15 protein-coding genes are annotated in these 13,222 nt (G+C 66.7%); 7 read left to right on the top strand and 8 right to left on the bottom strand.

The annotated features are described in order from the left end of the window. Positions 1–102 precede the first annotated feature (102 nt). The 5 genes from BGP17_RS23345 to BGP17_RS23325 all read right to left on the bottom strand — a co-directional run bounded on the left by BGP17_RS23345 (position 103) and on the right by BGP17_RS23325 (position 6,944). A complete protein-coding gene (locus tag BGP17_RS23345) occupies positions 103–2,652 on the bottom strand; it encodes a strawberry notch-like NTP hydrolase domain-containing protein (protein ID WP_502688453.1) in 2,550 nt (849 codons plus the stop codon). A gap of 58 nt (positions 2,653–2,710) precedes the next feature. After that, positions 2,711–2,947 carry a DUF6117 family protein gene (locus BGP17_RS23340; RefSeq protein WP_286713871.1) on the bottom strand — a complete coding sequence of 79 codons (237 nt, stop codon included), beginning with the start codon at positions 2,945–2,947 and terminating at the stop codon, positions 2,711–2,713. A 58-nt stretch (positions 2,948–3,005) separates the two neighbouring features. Continuing rightward, complete coding sequence (locus tag BGP17_RS23335; RefSeq protein ID WP_286713870.1) at positions 3,006–5,108, bottom strand: ParB/RepB/Spo0J family partition protein; 2,103 nt, start codon at positions 5,106–5,108, stop codon at positions 3,006–3,008. 123 nt (positions 5,109–5,231) lie between these two features. After that, positions 5,232–5,681: a hypothetical protein gene (locus tag BGP17_RS23330; protein WP_286713869.1), complete on the bottom strand. Its 450-nt coding sequence runs from the start codon at positions 5,679–5,681 to the stop codon at positions 5,232–5,234. Between the two features lie 63 nt (positions 5,682–5,744). Then, positions 5,745–6,944, bottom strand: a complete 1,200-nt coding sequence (locus BGP17_RS23325) for a DUF932 domain-containing protein (protein WP_286713868.1) — start codon at positions 6,942–6,944, stop codon at positions 5,745–5,747. A 357-nt stretch (positions 6,945–7,301) separates the two neighbouring features. Between BGP17_RS23325 and BGP17_RS23320 the strand changes: the two genes are divergently transcribed. Genes BGP17_RS23320 through BGP17_RS23310 form a run of 3 tightly spaced genes read left to right on the top strand, consistent with a single transcriptional unit; the run spans position 7,302 to position 8,911 of the window. Then, the gene (locus BGP17_RS23320; RefSeq protein WP_286713867.1) at positions 7,302–7,679 is read left to right on the top strand and encodes a helix-turn-helix domain-containing protein; all 378 of its coding nucleotides are present in this window, start codon (positions 7,302–7,304) and stop codon (positions 7,677–7,679) included. Next, positions 7,679–8,125, top strand: a complete 447-nt coding sequence (locus tag BGP17_RS23315; protein ID WP_286713866.1) for a HipA N-terminal domain-containing protein — start codon at positions 7,679–7,681, stop codon at positions 8,123–8,125. Before BGP17_RS23320 ends, BGP17_RS23315 begins: the two co-directional genes overlap by 1 nt. A 30-nt stretch (positions 8,126–8,155) precedes the next feature. Continuing rightward, a complete protein-coding gene (locus tag BGP17_RS23310) occupies positions 8,156–8,911 on the top strand; it encodes a type II toxin-antitoxin system HipA family toxin (protein ID WP_286713865.1) in 756 nt (251 codons plus the stop codon). Between the two features lie 714 nt (positions 8,912–9,625). On the opposite strand, the gene BGP17_RS23305 is transcribed toward BGP17_RS23310, so the two are convergent. After that, entirely contained in the window at positions 9,626–10,042 is a 417-nt protein-coding gene (locus tag BGP17_RS23305; RefSeq protein WP_286713864.1) for a MerR family transcriptional regulator, read from the bottom strand. A gap of 70 nt (positions 10,043–10,112) precedes the next feature. On the opposite strand from BGP17_RS23305, the gene BGP17_RS23300 reads away from it, so the two are divergent. The 4 genes from BGP17_RS23300 to BGP17_RS23285 all read left to right on the top strand — a co-directional run bounded on the left by BGP17_RS23300 (position 10,113) and on the right by BGP17_RS23285 (position 12,219). Continuing rightward, positions 10,113–10,475: a mercuric reductase gene (locus tag BGP17_RS23300; protein ID WP_286713863.1), complete on the top strand. Its 363-nt coding sequence runs from the start codon at positions 10,113–10,115 to the stop codon at positions 10,473–10,475. A gap of 13 nt (positions 10,476–10,488) precedes the next feature. Further along, complete coding sequence (locus BGP17_RS23295) at positions 10,489–10,695, top strand: GDCCVxC domain-containing (seleno)protein (protein WP_455431360.1); 207 nt, start codon at positions 10,489–10,491, stop codon at positions 10,693–10,695. Positions 10,696–10,972: 277 nt separating this feature from the next. After that, positions 10,973–11,638 (top strand): DUF6088 family protein, encoded by a 666-nt coding sequence (locus BGP17_RS23290; protein WP_286713861.1) that lies wholly within the window; start codon positions 10,973–10,975, stop codon positions 11,636–11,638. Beyond that, positions 11,638–12,219 carry a hypothetical protein gene (locus tag BGP17_RS23285; RefSeq protein ID WP_286713859.1) on the top strand — a complete coding sequence of 194 codons (582 nt, stop codon included), beginning with the start codon at positions 11,638–11,640 and terminating at the stop codon, positions 12,217–12,219. Before BGP17_RS23290 ends, BGP17_RS23285 begins: the two co-directional genes overlap by 1 nt. Before the next feature lie 22 nt (positions 12,220–12,241). Here the strand turns inward: BGP17_RS23285 and BGP17_RS23280 are convergent, their stop codons facing one another. Together BGP17_RS23280 and BGP17_RS23275 are read right to left on the bottom strand one after the other, a co-directional pair. Further along, complete coding sequence (locus tag BGP17_RS23280; RefSeq protein ID WP_286713857.1) at positions 12,242–12,961, bottom strand: tetratricopeptide repeat protein; 720 nt, start codon at positions 12,959–12,961, stop codon at positions 12,242–12,244. 15 nt (positions 12,962–12,976) lie between these two features. Then, positions 12,977–13,219 (bottom strand): hypothetical protein, encoded by a 243-nt coding sequence (locus BGP17_RS23275; protein WP_286713855.1) that lies wholly within the window; start codon positions 13,217–13,219, stop codon positions 12,977–12,979. Positions 13,220–13,222: the final 3 nt, after the last annotated feature.

Here is a 13,222-nt window from a genome sequence, read left to right as displayed (position 1 = left end):
CTGGAGTGAAATCATGGAAAACCGAAGGAAACCTGCGCCTACCGCCGCCACGCTCGACATAAACTGCGACTGCAAAGAAGCCGTGTAATGTTGAGCTCAACATTAGACGTATTCGCGCGGCGTGATGTCGATCTCGACATCGCCCCACTCCCCGGTCGGGATGTCGGCGAGCCTGCGTTCCATCAACGCCTCGCCGGTCGAGACGATCTGGAGGACCGGGCTCGCCCCGGCATCGAGATCGGCCTCGATACTGGCGATGACGCTTGGCGTCTGCATCGCCGTGATCAGATGATTGAAGAAGCGCTGCTTGGCGCTCTCGAACGCGGAGCGCGCCGCCGACCTGGCCTGGCGGTTGAGCGTGCCTTCGGCGCCGGTGACGTTCGCGGCCCGGAGCGCCGCATCGAGATTGTTGTGGATGACCTGGAAGGCGTCGGCATAGGCATCGTAGATGCGCTGCTGTTCGCCCGACAGCGGATGCTCGAGCAGCTCATATTCGACGCCTTCGAACGAAAGCGAGCGTGCCGAGTAGAGGCCGAGCGCCTTCAGGTCGCGCGCGACCACTTCCATCGCCGCCACGCCGCCCGCCTCGATCGCCGAGACGAAATCGGTGCGGGTCGCGAAGGGGAAATCCTCGCCGAGCCAGAGGCCCAGCCGTTCGGCATAAGCGAGGTTCTGGACCGTGGTCGCACCGGTCGCCGAGACGTAGATCACGCGTGCTTTGGGAAGTGCCCGTTGCAGGCGGAGGCCGGCGCGTCCCTGCTGCGAAGCGGCCTGGTCGCCGCGCTCGGTCTTGCCGCCTGCGGCATTCGCCATGGCGTGTGCCTCGTCGAACACGATCACGCCGTCGAAGTCGGGACCGAGAAAGTCGACGATCTGCTGCACGCGGCTGGCCTTGCCGCCCCGCTCCTCGCTCCTGAGCGTCGCATAGGTCGTGAACAATATGCCCTCGCCGAGACGGATCGGCGCGCCCTGGCGAAAGCGCGACAAGGGCGTCACGCGAAGCGGCTCCTGCCCAAGCGCGCGCCAGTCGCGCTGCGCGTCCTCGAGCAGCTTGTCGGAAAGCGATACCCAGAGGGCCCGCCGCCGACCCTGCAGCCAGTTGTCGAGGATGATGCCGGCGACTTCACGGCCCTTGCCCGCGCCCGTGCCGTCGCCGCAGAACCAGCCGCGGCGAAAGCGGATGGCGGCGTCGTTATCCTCCGCAACGGCGGTCATCGTGTCGAACGTCGCATCGACGCTCCAGGCTCCGGCGAGGAAGCCTGTGTGCGCCTCACCGGCGTAGATGACCGACTCCAGCTGGGCATCGGACAGCACGCCGTCCGCGACCAGGCGCCGGGGCAGCACGGGCCGGTAGGACGGCTTCGGCGGAGCGACTGACGCCATCGCGGCGGACTGGACCAAAGCTGTCGGATGCGGCCGAGCCCCCGGGATTCGGATCGACTGCAACTCGAACGGTTCGTAGATGCCGCTCGACAGCCGCACCGTGTCGGGCCGCCAGTCCAGCGTGGCATAGTCGAGCGGTTCGGCGTCGGCATCATCCGGCTTGGCGCCAACGAGGTCGAGGCGCGGCGACCGTCCCGATGTCGCGCGCGCATTGATCGCGGACGGGCGGGGCTCCGGCGCCACGGCCGTTGCCGGGCGCGGCGGCACCGACGCCAGCACCCAGTTGAGCAGGGTCGCGAGGTCCGGTGCCTTGCCGTGATCGGGGGCGAAGTCGCTCGGCACGTCGGCGGGCAACCGATCGATCACCGTCAGCCGGGTCTCGGTGGTGGTGCCATGGCGCGCATAGACGCACCCGGCGATCGACGCGGTGAAGACGATGCGGCCCCGCTCCTGGAGCGCGACGAACGCGTCGCGCCACGCCGGTGAGTCCGGCGCGCAGCCCGCGCCGGTGATCGCGACCAATCGTCCTCCGGGACGAAGCCGGGCAAGCGCGGATGCGATATGCCGGAGCGCCGTTCCGGGCATGCGGCGCTCGACCCCCGCCATCGCGGAGAAAGGCGGGTTCATCAGCACGACGTCCGGTATCAGGCCGGGATCGAGGCGATCGTCGATCTGTGCGGCATCGTGACGCGTCACGAGCGTATCCGGAAACAGACGATCGAGCAGCGCGGCTCGCGCCTGGGCCAGCTCATTCAGGGCGAGACGCGCACCGAACAGCTGCGCGAAGATCGCCAGCATGCCGGTCCCTGCCGAGGGCTCAAGCAGTTGCTCGCCCGCGCCGATCCTTGCTGCAATGGCCGCGACAAGGGCAAGCCCCGGCGGAGTCGAGAATTGCTGCATCGCCTGCCCGGCCTGCGAACGGCGCGTGTGCGTCGGCGCAAGGGCCGCGACCCGTTCGACGAGGCGCAGCCACCCCTGCGGATCGCGCGCGGGATCGAGGATCGCCGGGCCATGGCGCCGCAGGAACAGGATCTCGGCAGCTTCGCAGCTGTCGTAGGCCTGTTTCCAGTCCCAGGCGCCTTCGGCATCGCTCGCGCCAAAGGCCTCCTCCATGGCACGGCGAAGCAGTCGGGCGTCGATCGGTGCGCCGCGTTCGAGGTTGGGCAGCAAGATAAGCGCGGCGCGGTGGCACGCATCGGCTGCGGCGGTGTCGGGACAGGAACGAGCGGGCGCGCCGAGGGGCGTCCCGCCGAGAATCGGCAGGTTCATGGTCGGTCTCCAGGATTTGGGGGCTGGGCGCATCGGCGCGCCCGCGCGAAGATTGGGGTCAGCCGGCGGGATGGGCCGGATCGGCGGGCGGCCGATAGAGATCGAAGGGGTTGCCATCGGCGAGATGGCCGAACGGCGTCATGCAATAGGCGCCGTCGTCGAAACCGACCGCGCACAGCACGCAGCGCGGCTCGCCCGAGACTGCGTCGGTGCATTCGAGCAAAGCGAGATTGCCGTCGGCAGCCGCGCGCAGCAGCGTGTCGAAATTGGCGCGATGCGCGTCGGGAATTGCCATGACAGGCTCCTGAGGCTGGAAGGGGGAGCGGGACGCGAACGCGCCCCGCTCCCAGAAGTCACTCGGCGGCGATCGCCAGTGGCGCTTCGCCCTCACCCTCGCCGGGCTCGGCGAGGAACGCCGGAAGCTCGGCCACGGCACCGCCCAGTAGCTCGGCCTGGGCCGGCAGCTCGGGCGTGCGCAGCGGCTCGGGCAGCCAGCGGGCATCCTCCATCAGCCGTTCGGCTTCGCGCGCCATATCCGGCTTCTTCAGATGGTCGATCAGCGATGCGGTATCGGCGCCCTTGCCCTCGGTCACCGCTTCGAGGATCCGCGCCTTGGTCACCTTGCCGAAGAAATTGTCGGCGGTGGGCTTCCAGCCGCCAGCGACCAGGTCGAGACCGACCGCACGGGCGAGGATGTGGCTGTGCGCCAGGCGGCGATCGACCATGTGCGCCGAGATGCGGCCATTGTCGTACTTGGGCGCGACCTCATAGAGCGCATTGACCGCATAGGCCGCGCAATGCGCGAACAGCTCGGCCTGGGCATCAGCATCGAGCTGGAGCAGCGCGTCCCAGAGGTCGCGGTCCGACTGCGGAAGCCGCTCTTTCCACATCGCATGCCGGGCGTCGATCGCGAGCGCGGCCGGGCTGTGCTTCATGCCCGTGGGCTGGAAGCCGAAGCCGACCTTGGACAGGCTGACGGTCAGGCAGCTTTCGGTCCGGCCATAGTAGAAGGTCGCCAGCACGAAATTGTGCAGCACCGCAGCGAAGGCGACCTTGGGATTGCCGGCGATCGCCTCCTGAAGCGCGAGCGTGCGCTCGGCAGTCAGCTCGGAGATGAGGCGGTCGGGCAGCGGCTTCAGCCCTTCATCCTCCTCTTCCGCCGATTCAGGCTGGATGGCCGTCCCACCTTCACCCTCGCCGCGATGCTCGCCGTCGCCCTGGCCGACCTCGGCGTCGTCACCGACCTCTCCGGGCTCGGGCTCGACCACCGGCTCATCCTCGGCACGGACCCAGCCGGCTTCGATCTCGAGCGCGCCCGTGCGGTCGATCGTCACGAACACGCCAGCGATCGTCATGTCGGCGGGATCGTAGTTCCAGCTGCCGCCGGCCAGCTCGGCGATCCGCTCGTCGATCGCGGTGATCCTCGCGTCGACCGCGTCCGGGATCTCGTCGGCATTGCCCCATTCGGTCTCGAGCGCGTCGGCCTCGGCCTGGAGCGTCGCCACCTCGGCGAGATCGGCCTCGGTCGGCGGCGTGTGGATCGGCTCGATCGGCCGCATCCCGTGCTGGAATCCATAGGGCAGGTCGATCATAGCCTCGACCCATTTCCAGCCTTCGCCGCGGATGCGCTCGGCTTCGGCGCCGAGTTGCTCGAGCACGAGCCGGTCGAGCAAGGCCGCATCCTGCAGCCAGCCGCCGCGATCCTCCTCGAACAGGTCGCGCAGCACGCAGCCGCCGCCCGCGACATAGACGTCGATGCCGACGAACAGCGCGCGCGGATCGCGCGCCGGCACGGTGGTCTCGTTGAGGCGCGCGCGGATGAAATGCGCGGACTGGTTGTGATGGCTCTGCACCAGCTCCCAGACCTGCTCCTGGCGGGCATGGTCGTCCGAGACGGTGAAGGCCATCAACTGCTCGAGGCTCATGCCGCCGGCGGCATAGACCTCGTGCAGCGCCGGCGACACGCAGGCGAGCTTGAGGCGCTGGCGCACGACCGCAGGCGTGACGTGGAAGCGCGCGGCGACATCCTCGATCTCGCCGCCCTGGTCGACAAGGCTCTTCATTCCGCGGAATTCGTCGAGCGGATGGAGCGCTTCGCGGTGCGTGTTCTCCGCATAGCTGTCCTCCTCGGCGGAAACAGCCGCGTCGGCAGGCTTGACGACGCAGGGGACGATCGCGTCGGGGGCGAGGCGCTTGCGCTTGACGAGGATCTCAAGGGCGCGGAAGCGCCGGCCGCCGGCCGGCACATGGAAGGTCCCGGTGTCCTGGCCCTCGGCGTCCAGCAGCGGCCGGACGCTGAGACCCTGGAGCAGGCCGCGGCGTTCGATGTCCGCCGCCAATTGCTCGATGGTGACGCCGTTCTTGACCCGGCGGACATTGGCCTGGGACAGGACCAGCTGGTTGAAGGGAATCCCCTGCGCGGGCGCAAGGACGAGCTTGGGTAGGGCTTTCGCCATGTCAGTTCTCCATGGCGGAGCGCCGGAAGACTCTCTCCCGGCCTTCACTCCGCCATGGGAGCGGCGCAGCCCTCTACCTCTTGAGGCAGGAGAGCTGCGCCATGCACGAGCGACGCGGAAGGGTCATGGGTCGCCGTCCACGACGAGCGGCGGGATTGGGAAATCGGCTGCGTCGAAATGGCCGATCACGGCTTCGATGGAGCCGAGCTGCAGCGCCGTTTCGCGGTCCACCAGAATGCGGTCCTCCTCGTCGGCGACGAACGACGCGGGCTCGCCCGCGCCGGCATAGACGACGCGCTCGGATCCCCAGGATCCGGCATAGCCGCCTGACCAGCGCGCGAAGGGAACGCGGTTGGCGACGCACCAGTCCTCGACCGGCTCGACCCGACCCCAGGCGACCTCGTGCGCAAAGAGCTTTAGCGGCTCCCCGCGAGTACGATGGCCGGGCTCGAACGGCGCGCCGCCCCACTCGATCGACAGCCCCTCAAGCTGGATGAGGGCGGTGACTTCTTGATACTGGTCATCGGTAATGGCGCCGCCCAGCGTGAGGGCGACGGAAACGCGATCGGCCATGATGGCCTCCTGTGAAAGCAGATGTGGGAGACGCCGGGGCGCGTCGCGCCCCGGCGTCGGCGGTCAGTGGACGGCGGACAGGAGCTTCGAGGCCTTGCCCTCGAGATCGAGCCGCGCATCCTGATGGGGCTTGTCCCGCGCGAGCGCAGTGATCCCCTGGACGAAATCAAAGATCGAGGCGGGCGGATGCCCCTCCTCGTCGAGCACGGTCGCAGTGATCCTGCCGGTCTCGGCCTTGGAGAAGCCGCGCTTGCGCAGGAAGTCCTGCCGGTCCTCGTCGGTGCGGGCGACGATGCGCTGCCGCGCCGCAAGGATGCCCGACATGAAGGGCTGCGGTGAGGAGGTCGCGAAATGCTCCAGCGCCGGAGCCGCCTCGTGCGCGAAGCGGTTGGCGGCAAACTTGCTGTGCCGGATGCTGATCTCCTCGAAGCCCTCGGCACCCCAGATGTTGCGGTTCATGCAGACCGCGCGGAGATAGAAGGAGGCCATGCCGAGTGTCTTTGCGCCGACCTCGCTGTTCCAGCAGTAGAAGCCGCGGAAGAACAGGTCAGGGTCGCCATTGGGCAACCTGCCCGCCTCGATCGGATGGGCATCATCGACCAGGAACAGGAACACGTCGCGGTCGCTAGCATAGAGCGTGGTGGTGTCCTTGGTCACCTCGACATGCGGGTTATGGGTCATGGTCGACCAGTCGAGCAGCCCCGGCACCTTCCAGCGCGTGTCGCCGGTGCCGTTGCCGGCGATCCGCATGACGGCCTCGACCAGCTCATGGTCCCAGATCCGGCCATAGTCGGGGCCGGTCACCGCACGCAGCTCGGTCCGCCCGTCCTCGGTCTCCAGCGTCTTCATCAGCTCGCCGCGATGCGTGAGCAGCCCGTGCTGGAGATTGATGCCGGCAAGCGGCGCGGGGAGCTGGCGCAGATAGCCCGATGGCGCGCCGACGAGGCTGGCGAGCTGCCCGAACGACCAATGGGTCGGCGCGACCGGTTCGTCACGGCCGGGCACGATCAGCGCCAGGCGCTCGGCATTGTCGCGGCTCGCCTCGACCCGCACCTCGCGCGTCTCGATCGTCCGGGTGGTGGCGCGCTTCGCCCGCGCCAGGGTTGCGGCGTGCAGCTCGCGCAACGAGAGATATCGCTCGTCATCGGGGCGCGAGAACCATTCGGACGAGACGCGCCCGATGCGCCGGCCCCTCGAGATATCGACCTTGTAGGGCGCAGTACGCGGCGGCGGCGCGGGGGAATGGTTGAGGACAGTGGCCATGGAAATTCTCCGCGACGGGCGCCGGGAGACTCTCTCCCGGCCCTGACCCGTCACGGCCGAACGGCCGCCCTCTTCCTCTCACCGGAGCGATGCGGGGCGGAGCGTCCGCGGAAGGGGTATGGCCAGACGCGGCTGGCCGTCACGGGAAGGCCTTCCCCTTTCGGATCGTTGTGGCGAAAATCGGCGGCTATGATCTGCGGCTCCAGACCATGGCCGCGCGCGTTTGCGTGCCGAAAAGTGCGTTGGCACTTCCGCAATCAGGACGACACGCGACCGGAAAATCGATCTTTACGTATCTGGTAACATATCATATGTGGCAGTTTATAGGATACAACACGTCATATCTGGATTGTTATCATGTCTTCGGCAAAAACCCGGTCGGTCTTGATTCGGCTCGGCAAGGATCTGCGGGCCGCGCGCCTTCGCCGCGGCATGGCGATCGGCGACCTTGCCGTGCGCGCCGGCGCTTCGACCAGCACGATTATCCGGATGGAAAAAGGGGAACCGGGAGTCGGGATCGGCACGCTCGCCGACGTCATGGTCGTGTTCGGTCTCAATGAACGTTTCGCCGACCTGCTCGATGTCCGGCACGACGATCTTGGCCTGGCCCTGAGCAATGAACGGCTTCCGCAACGTGGCCGCCGCCGCTCTACGAAGATTCCTCGCCAGCAAGGCGACAAGGATTCGGCTTCGCCGGAGGGTGGCGACAGCAACGCTGACGGCCTCGCCTTCTGATGACCGACTACCGCGCAAAGGTGGCGCTAGGCGAGGCGCTGGTGCCGGTCGGGCAGTTGCGCTTCACGCGTGATGGGCCGCGGCAATATTCGAGCTTCGCTTATGATGCTGGCTGGATCGAGGATCCGCGCCGGTTCGCGCTCTCGCCCGACATGCCGCTCGACAGCGGCCCCTATCATCATTCGGGCCAGCAAGGCGAAGCGCGCGACGCGCTTGGGGGCGCATTCGCCGACGCAGCACCAGACAGTTGGGGCCGGCGACTGCTCGAGCGCGCTTATGGCAATGGCCTGAGCGAGTTCGAATATCTGACCCTGTCCGACGATGCCTGCCGCCAGGGGGCATTGCGCTTTCTCGACGATGCCGGCGCGGTGATCACCGGCGGCGCCGCCGACGCGGTGCCCCGCCTCATCGACCTTGCCGCGATTACGGCGATCGCGCGCGCTTAAGAGCAGGGTAATGAAATCTCTGCCGAGGATTTGCAGGCGCTGGCCGGCGCCGGCGGCTCGGGCGGCGCGCGCCCCAAGGCCAATGTCCGCGAAGGCGAGCATCTCTGGCTGGCCAAGTTCACCTCGGTGCTAGATCAGCAGCCGGTCGAGCGCGTCGAAGTGGCGACGCTTCGCCTTGCCAAACTGTGCGGCATCGCGGTTCCGGAGGTGCGTCTCGTCCTTGCCGATACCCCTTGGCCGGTGGCGTTGCTGCGCCGGTTCGACCGGCAGGGCAATGCCCGGATTCCCTATATTTCCGCGCGCACCGCGCTTGCCAAGCGCGGCACGGAACTCGGGTCCTACACCGAGATCGTCGATTTCATGCGCGGGCATGCGGCCGACCCGTCGCGCGATTTCCGCGAGCTGTTCCAGCGGCTGATCTTCACCATCCTCGTCTCCAACAAGGACGATCATCTCAAGAATCACGGCTTTCTCTATGTCGGCAAAGGCCAATGGCGCTTGTCGCCAATGTTCGACGTCAACCCGGCGCCGGATCGTAACCCGCATCTCGAGACCGCCATCCTGGAAGGTGGCGCGCATGACCGCTCCATCGCGCTTGCGCTCTCGGCTTGCGAGTTCTTCGAGATCGAGGAAGGCGATGCGCGCACGATGATACGGGAGATGGCCGCACGCATCGCCGGAAGCTGGCGAGACGCCTTTCGCGAGGTAGGGGTAACTGGCGCCCAGGCCCGCAGCTTCGAAACAGCCTTCGAGCATGACGAAGCAAAGCTGGCGTTGAACTTTTAACATTCATATTTGATTTCTTATCGTGAATAACACGTCATATATGACGTTTTGGATTCAACCGCCGAACTGGCCGCCCTATTCCTCTCCGGGGCGTTGCGGGGCGGAGCGCCCGCAGAAGGGGTACGGCCAGACGCGGCTGGCCGTCAGGGGAAGGCCTTCCCCCTCCCGGATCGACCTCCGGAACCGAGCAGCATCCTGCCCGGCGATTGTATCCTGGGGGAAAATCAAAAAAAGGGAGGCCGTGGGGCCTCCCTTTCGAATTCCGACCATCCGCTTCATGGTCTTCCCGAAACTCTCCCCTTATGGGCTTGACCTCGGGAAAGGTGCTAGCGCGGACCTGCAAGGTTTTTACGCCCTGCCTCATATTTAACGACCCTGAGGTTGATACAAGGTCGCGGATTGCTCCGATTGACGAGCTTCTAACTGGCTATCCATGGTCGTTCGAAGAAGGGCCGCTGGAATATCCGATGCCGGGATGTGTGGCTTCAGCGCCTCGTTGGCAAGACTGGCGGAGTAGCCGGCCGAGGCCGTCCCTCTTTCCGGACAAAGGGGCGTTGCGGAGCAGGCTGTACGCAAACTCGCCCAGCGAAGACCAGCGGTTGGACCTGGGCCACCCGCCCCGCCTCCAACCCGGAGATGCGCGCGGCATATGATTGTGCAACGCGCCAAACGCACGAAGCTCAAGCAAAGGTGAGGCGTGCAGTCTCTCGTCGGTCAGTGAGCCGGAGTGCCGTCCGTCAGCGCTTCGAGCAGCGGGCAGCCGCTATTGTCGCCGCGTTCGCACGCCAGCACGGCCTCGGCCAGAACTCCCGCCATGCGTTCGAGATCGGCTAGCTTCGCGCGCACCTCCGTCAGATGCCCTTGCGCGAGGTCGTGCGCCTGCTGGCACGATTGTGCGCCACCCTCAGCAAGCGTCAGCAACGCCCGGATCGCCTCGATCGGGAAGCCAAGCTCGCGGGCGCGGCGGACGAACGCAAGCCGGCGCACGTCGCCCCCTCCATAACTGCGGTAGCGGCCTCGGCGGGCCGCCAACGGCAGCAAGCCGATGCGCTCATAATAGCGGATGGTTTCGATATTGCAGCCGGTCTGGCGCGAGAGCTCGCCGATCGGGATCGTCCCGGATGTCGTCATGAAGATTCCGCTTGAGTCTGTAGCGGCTACAGACGCTAGGGCGAGTCCATATCCGCCGCAAGGAGTCGTCATGCCCCGACCATCAACTCGTCGACCCACTGGCATCGCCGCCGCTTCGCTTGCGCTGGGCGGGATCGCAGCGGCGTTCGGGGTCGCCGCCTGCTGCGCGTTGCCGTTTCTGCTCGCCTCAGCAGGCATTGGAGCCGCGTGGCTGGGCGGTATTGGCATGGCGGCAGCGCCCTATCGCACCCCGCTTCTCGCCATCGGCGCGCTGTGCCTGCTGACGGGCGCGCTGCTGCTCCTCCGCCAACAGATCGCGGCCTCCCGTTGCGGGCCGGACGGGGTCTGCACGCCGCCAGCGATAAGGATCGTCACGCTCATCGGGCTGCTCATCGGCGCGGTGTTGCTCTATCTCGGCTATCGCTATGTCTGATGCCGCCATTGAATTGCGTTCCACACTCACCTGTCCGCACTGCGGCCATCAGGCGACCGAGACGATGCCGACCAACGCCTGCCAGTTCTTCTACGACTGCACGGGCTGCGGCACGCTGCTGAAGCCCAAGCCGGGAGACTGCTGCGTGTTCTGCTCCTATGGCACCGTGCCGTGCCCACCGATCCAAGTCGAGGGCAAGGGCAGCGGCTGCTGCGGCTGAAGGCATAGCTGAACGGCCGAGGATCGTCTTTCCGGCCGTTGCATCCATTCCCGATTGGCTGACCTATGCCGATAGAGGTGGAAGCGTGTTGTCGACGCCTCCACGAAGCTAACACCATGACAGTCCTCCCACGGGGCGAGCAGCAGGCCGTACAAGGCATCGGTTGTGCCAGCACCGCCATGGCCGGAGGAGCCAAGGTGAGTCTGTCCGAAATTTGTTGTTGTTTTTCGGACAATCGACTATAAGCGTGTCCGAAATATGTAGGCAAATTTCGGACATGGACACGCCCGACCTCAAGACGCAAATCGTGCGGCACATCGCCAAGGCGAAGCCGCGTGCGGTGTGGACACCCATCGATTTTCTCGATCTCGGCACAAGGGACGCGGTCGACAAGGTCCTGCAGCGCCTGGTCAACGCCGGCGACCTGCGCCGCATCGACCGGGGCCTGTACGACAAGCCCGGCATCAACAGCCTGACGCGCCAGCCCACCGCGCCCGATCCGCGCGAGGTGATCGACGCGATCGCGCGCCGCGACCAAATCCGGGTGCTGGTCGACGGGATGACTGCCGCGAACGATCTGGGCCTCACCAATGCGGTGCCCTCGAAGATCGTGGTGCATACCGACGCCCGGCTGCGCTCGATCCATCTCGGCAACATGATCATCACGTTCAAGCCGACCGCGGCGAGCAAGCTCTACTGGGCGGGCAGGCCCGCCATGCGGATCGTGCAGGCGCTGCACTGGCTGCGCGATACGCTCGGCGATCCCGACGGCCTGGACGATCTCAGGCAGCGGCTCGACGACCTGCTGCACAGCGGCCCCAACGCCACCAAGGTTCGCAACGACCTGCGCGACGGGCTATCGACGCTGCCGGCCTGGATGCACGATTTCCTGAAACCCCTGCTGACCGCGAGGCGCGCCGCCGGTTCGGCCGGTTATCCCTGATGACCGACCCGGCCGACATCGTCGCGCAATTTCAGCGAGAGCCGCTGCTGCTTCCCTGGCCGGCCGACGGTAATCCGGGCGGCTTTCTGTCGTTCGAGACGGGCGCCCAGTGGCGCGACTTCATCGCCGGGCTCGGCATCGACCCTCACATCCCCGACATCGTGCAGGCCAAGTTCGATCGCGCGCAGCGGCTCTATCTGCTCGGCTGGATCGACTTCAACCTGATCAAGGCGGGCGAACTAGCCGCGCTCATCGCCCTCGAGCTTGCGCTGATGGATCGGTACGGCGGGGCGATCTCCAAGCGAAAGCGCAGCTTCTCGACCTTGCTCCTGCACATGGTTCAGGCCGACGGCCTGACCGACGCCCAGATCCCGATGTCGGTTCGCTGCGGCGGCAGCGCGCTCGGCCAGCTCACCGGCGAGACTCACCCGACCCTGGCCGAGCGGCGCAACCTGCTCGCGCATGGCGACCCATTCGATGGGTTCCCGACCGGCGGGCTGCTCGAGCTGGTGCGCGACCTGATCAACTATGCCTATCGCGGCTATATCGCCGAAGCGGCGGCGTTCGGCCGACGGGCATGATTTGAATCGCGTCGGCGAACCGCTAGCCTCCGCGCGAGGCCAGCCATTTCAGCGCGCCCGGGGTAGCAGTCCAGCCATCCTGCGCATTGGCTGCGTAGATCGCCGCTTCATCGGGCGACCCGAAGGAATAGGATGCGGTCGGGAGGCGGATCGACACCAGGCGCCGGTTCAGCGCGGCGACGACGTGCGGATTGCCGGCGATCGCCTTGTCGAGCAATGCGTCGGCTTCGGGCGCGCCGTCGCGGAACGCATGGAGCGCCAGCCAGTATCGAACCTCGGTCCGATACTCATCGCGATACCGGCGCGCGATCCGGCGCGCGGCCGGCCAATTGCCGGCCGAGGCTTCCCACCCCATCAACAGCAATCGCGTTCCGGCGCGGTCGTTTGGATCGAGCCGCAGGGCGCGCCTTGCATGGCGCAGCGCTTCCTCGCGGTTGCCTGGCCGCGCCGCCTCCCAGAGCAGTCGGGCCAGATTGCCGAGCGCACGCACATGCGCGTGCAGGTCGTAGGCGACAGCTTGACTGCACTCACCTTTCTCGAACGCCGCAGCGACGCAGACAGCTTCCTTCAATAGCGCGATCGCTTCCGCCGGGACCTCCGTAGCCGCCGCCAGCACGACATAGGCATCGATCACTTCGGGGCGATGATTCAGGATGGCGCGGGCCAGCACGACGGCGTGCTCGGTCTCGCCCATGCCGAGGCACTCCCAGGCGTCGTCGATCTGTCGCCGATAGTTTGTCACTGCCTTTGCCCCCGGCTAGTCGGCGTCCTCGATCGTCAGGATCATCAGATCGACGAGCTTGCCCGGACGGTCCGACGAAACATGTTCGAGATGGATCGCATAGCCGTCACCTTCATTGGCGCGCACCCGGCGAACCAAGTTCTGGAACGAGGCCAGGTCAGTCTCGCGATCGCTGGCAGGAGCCAGTGACGCACCACCTTCGGTCCGCGTGAACACGAAATTCCCGCCACCCTCAACAAGCTCGTCGATAAACGCCAACGC

This window comes from Sphingomonas sp. 67-41, from assembly GCF_001899725.1.
GTDB classification, from domain to species: domain Bacteria; phylum Pseudomonadota; class Alphaproteobacteria; order Sphingomonadales; family Sphingomonadaceae; genus Sphingomonas; species Sphingomonas leidyi.
Note: the sequence above shows the minus strand (reverse complement) of the source record. Positions and strands in the feature narration are given on the sequence as shown.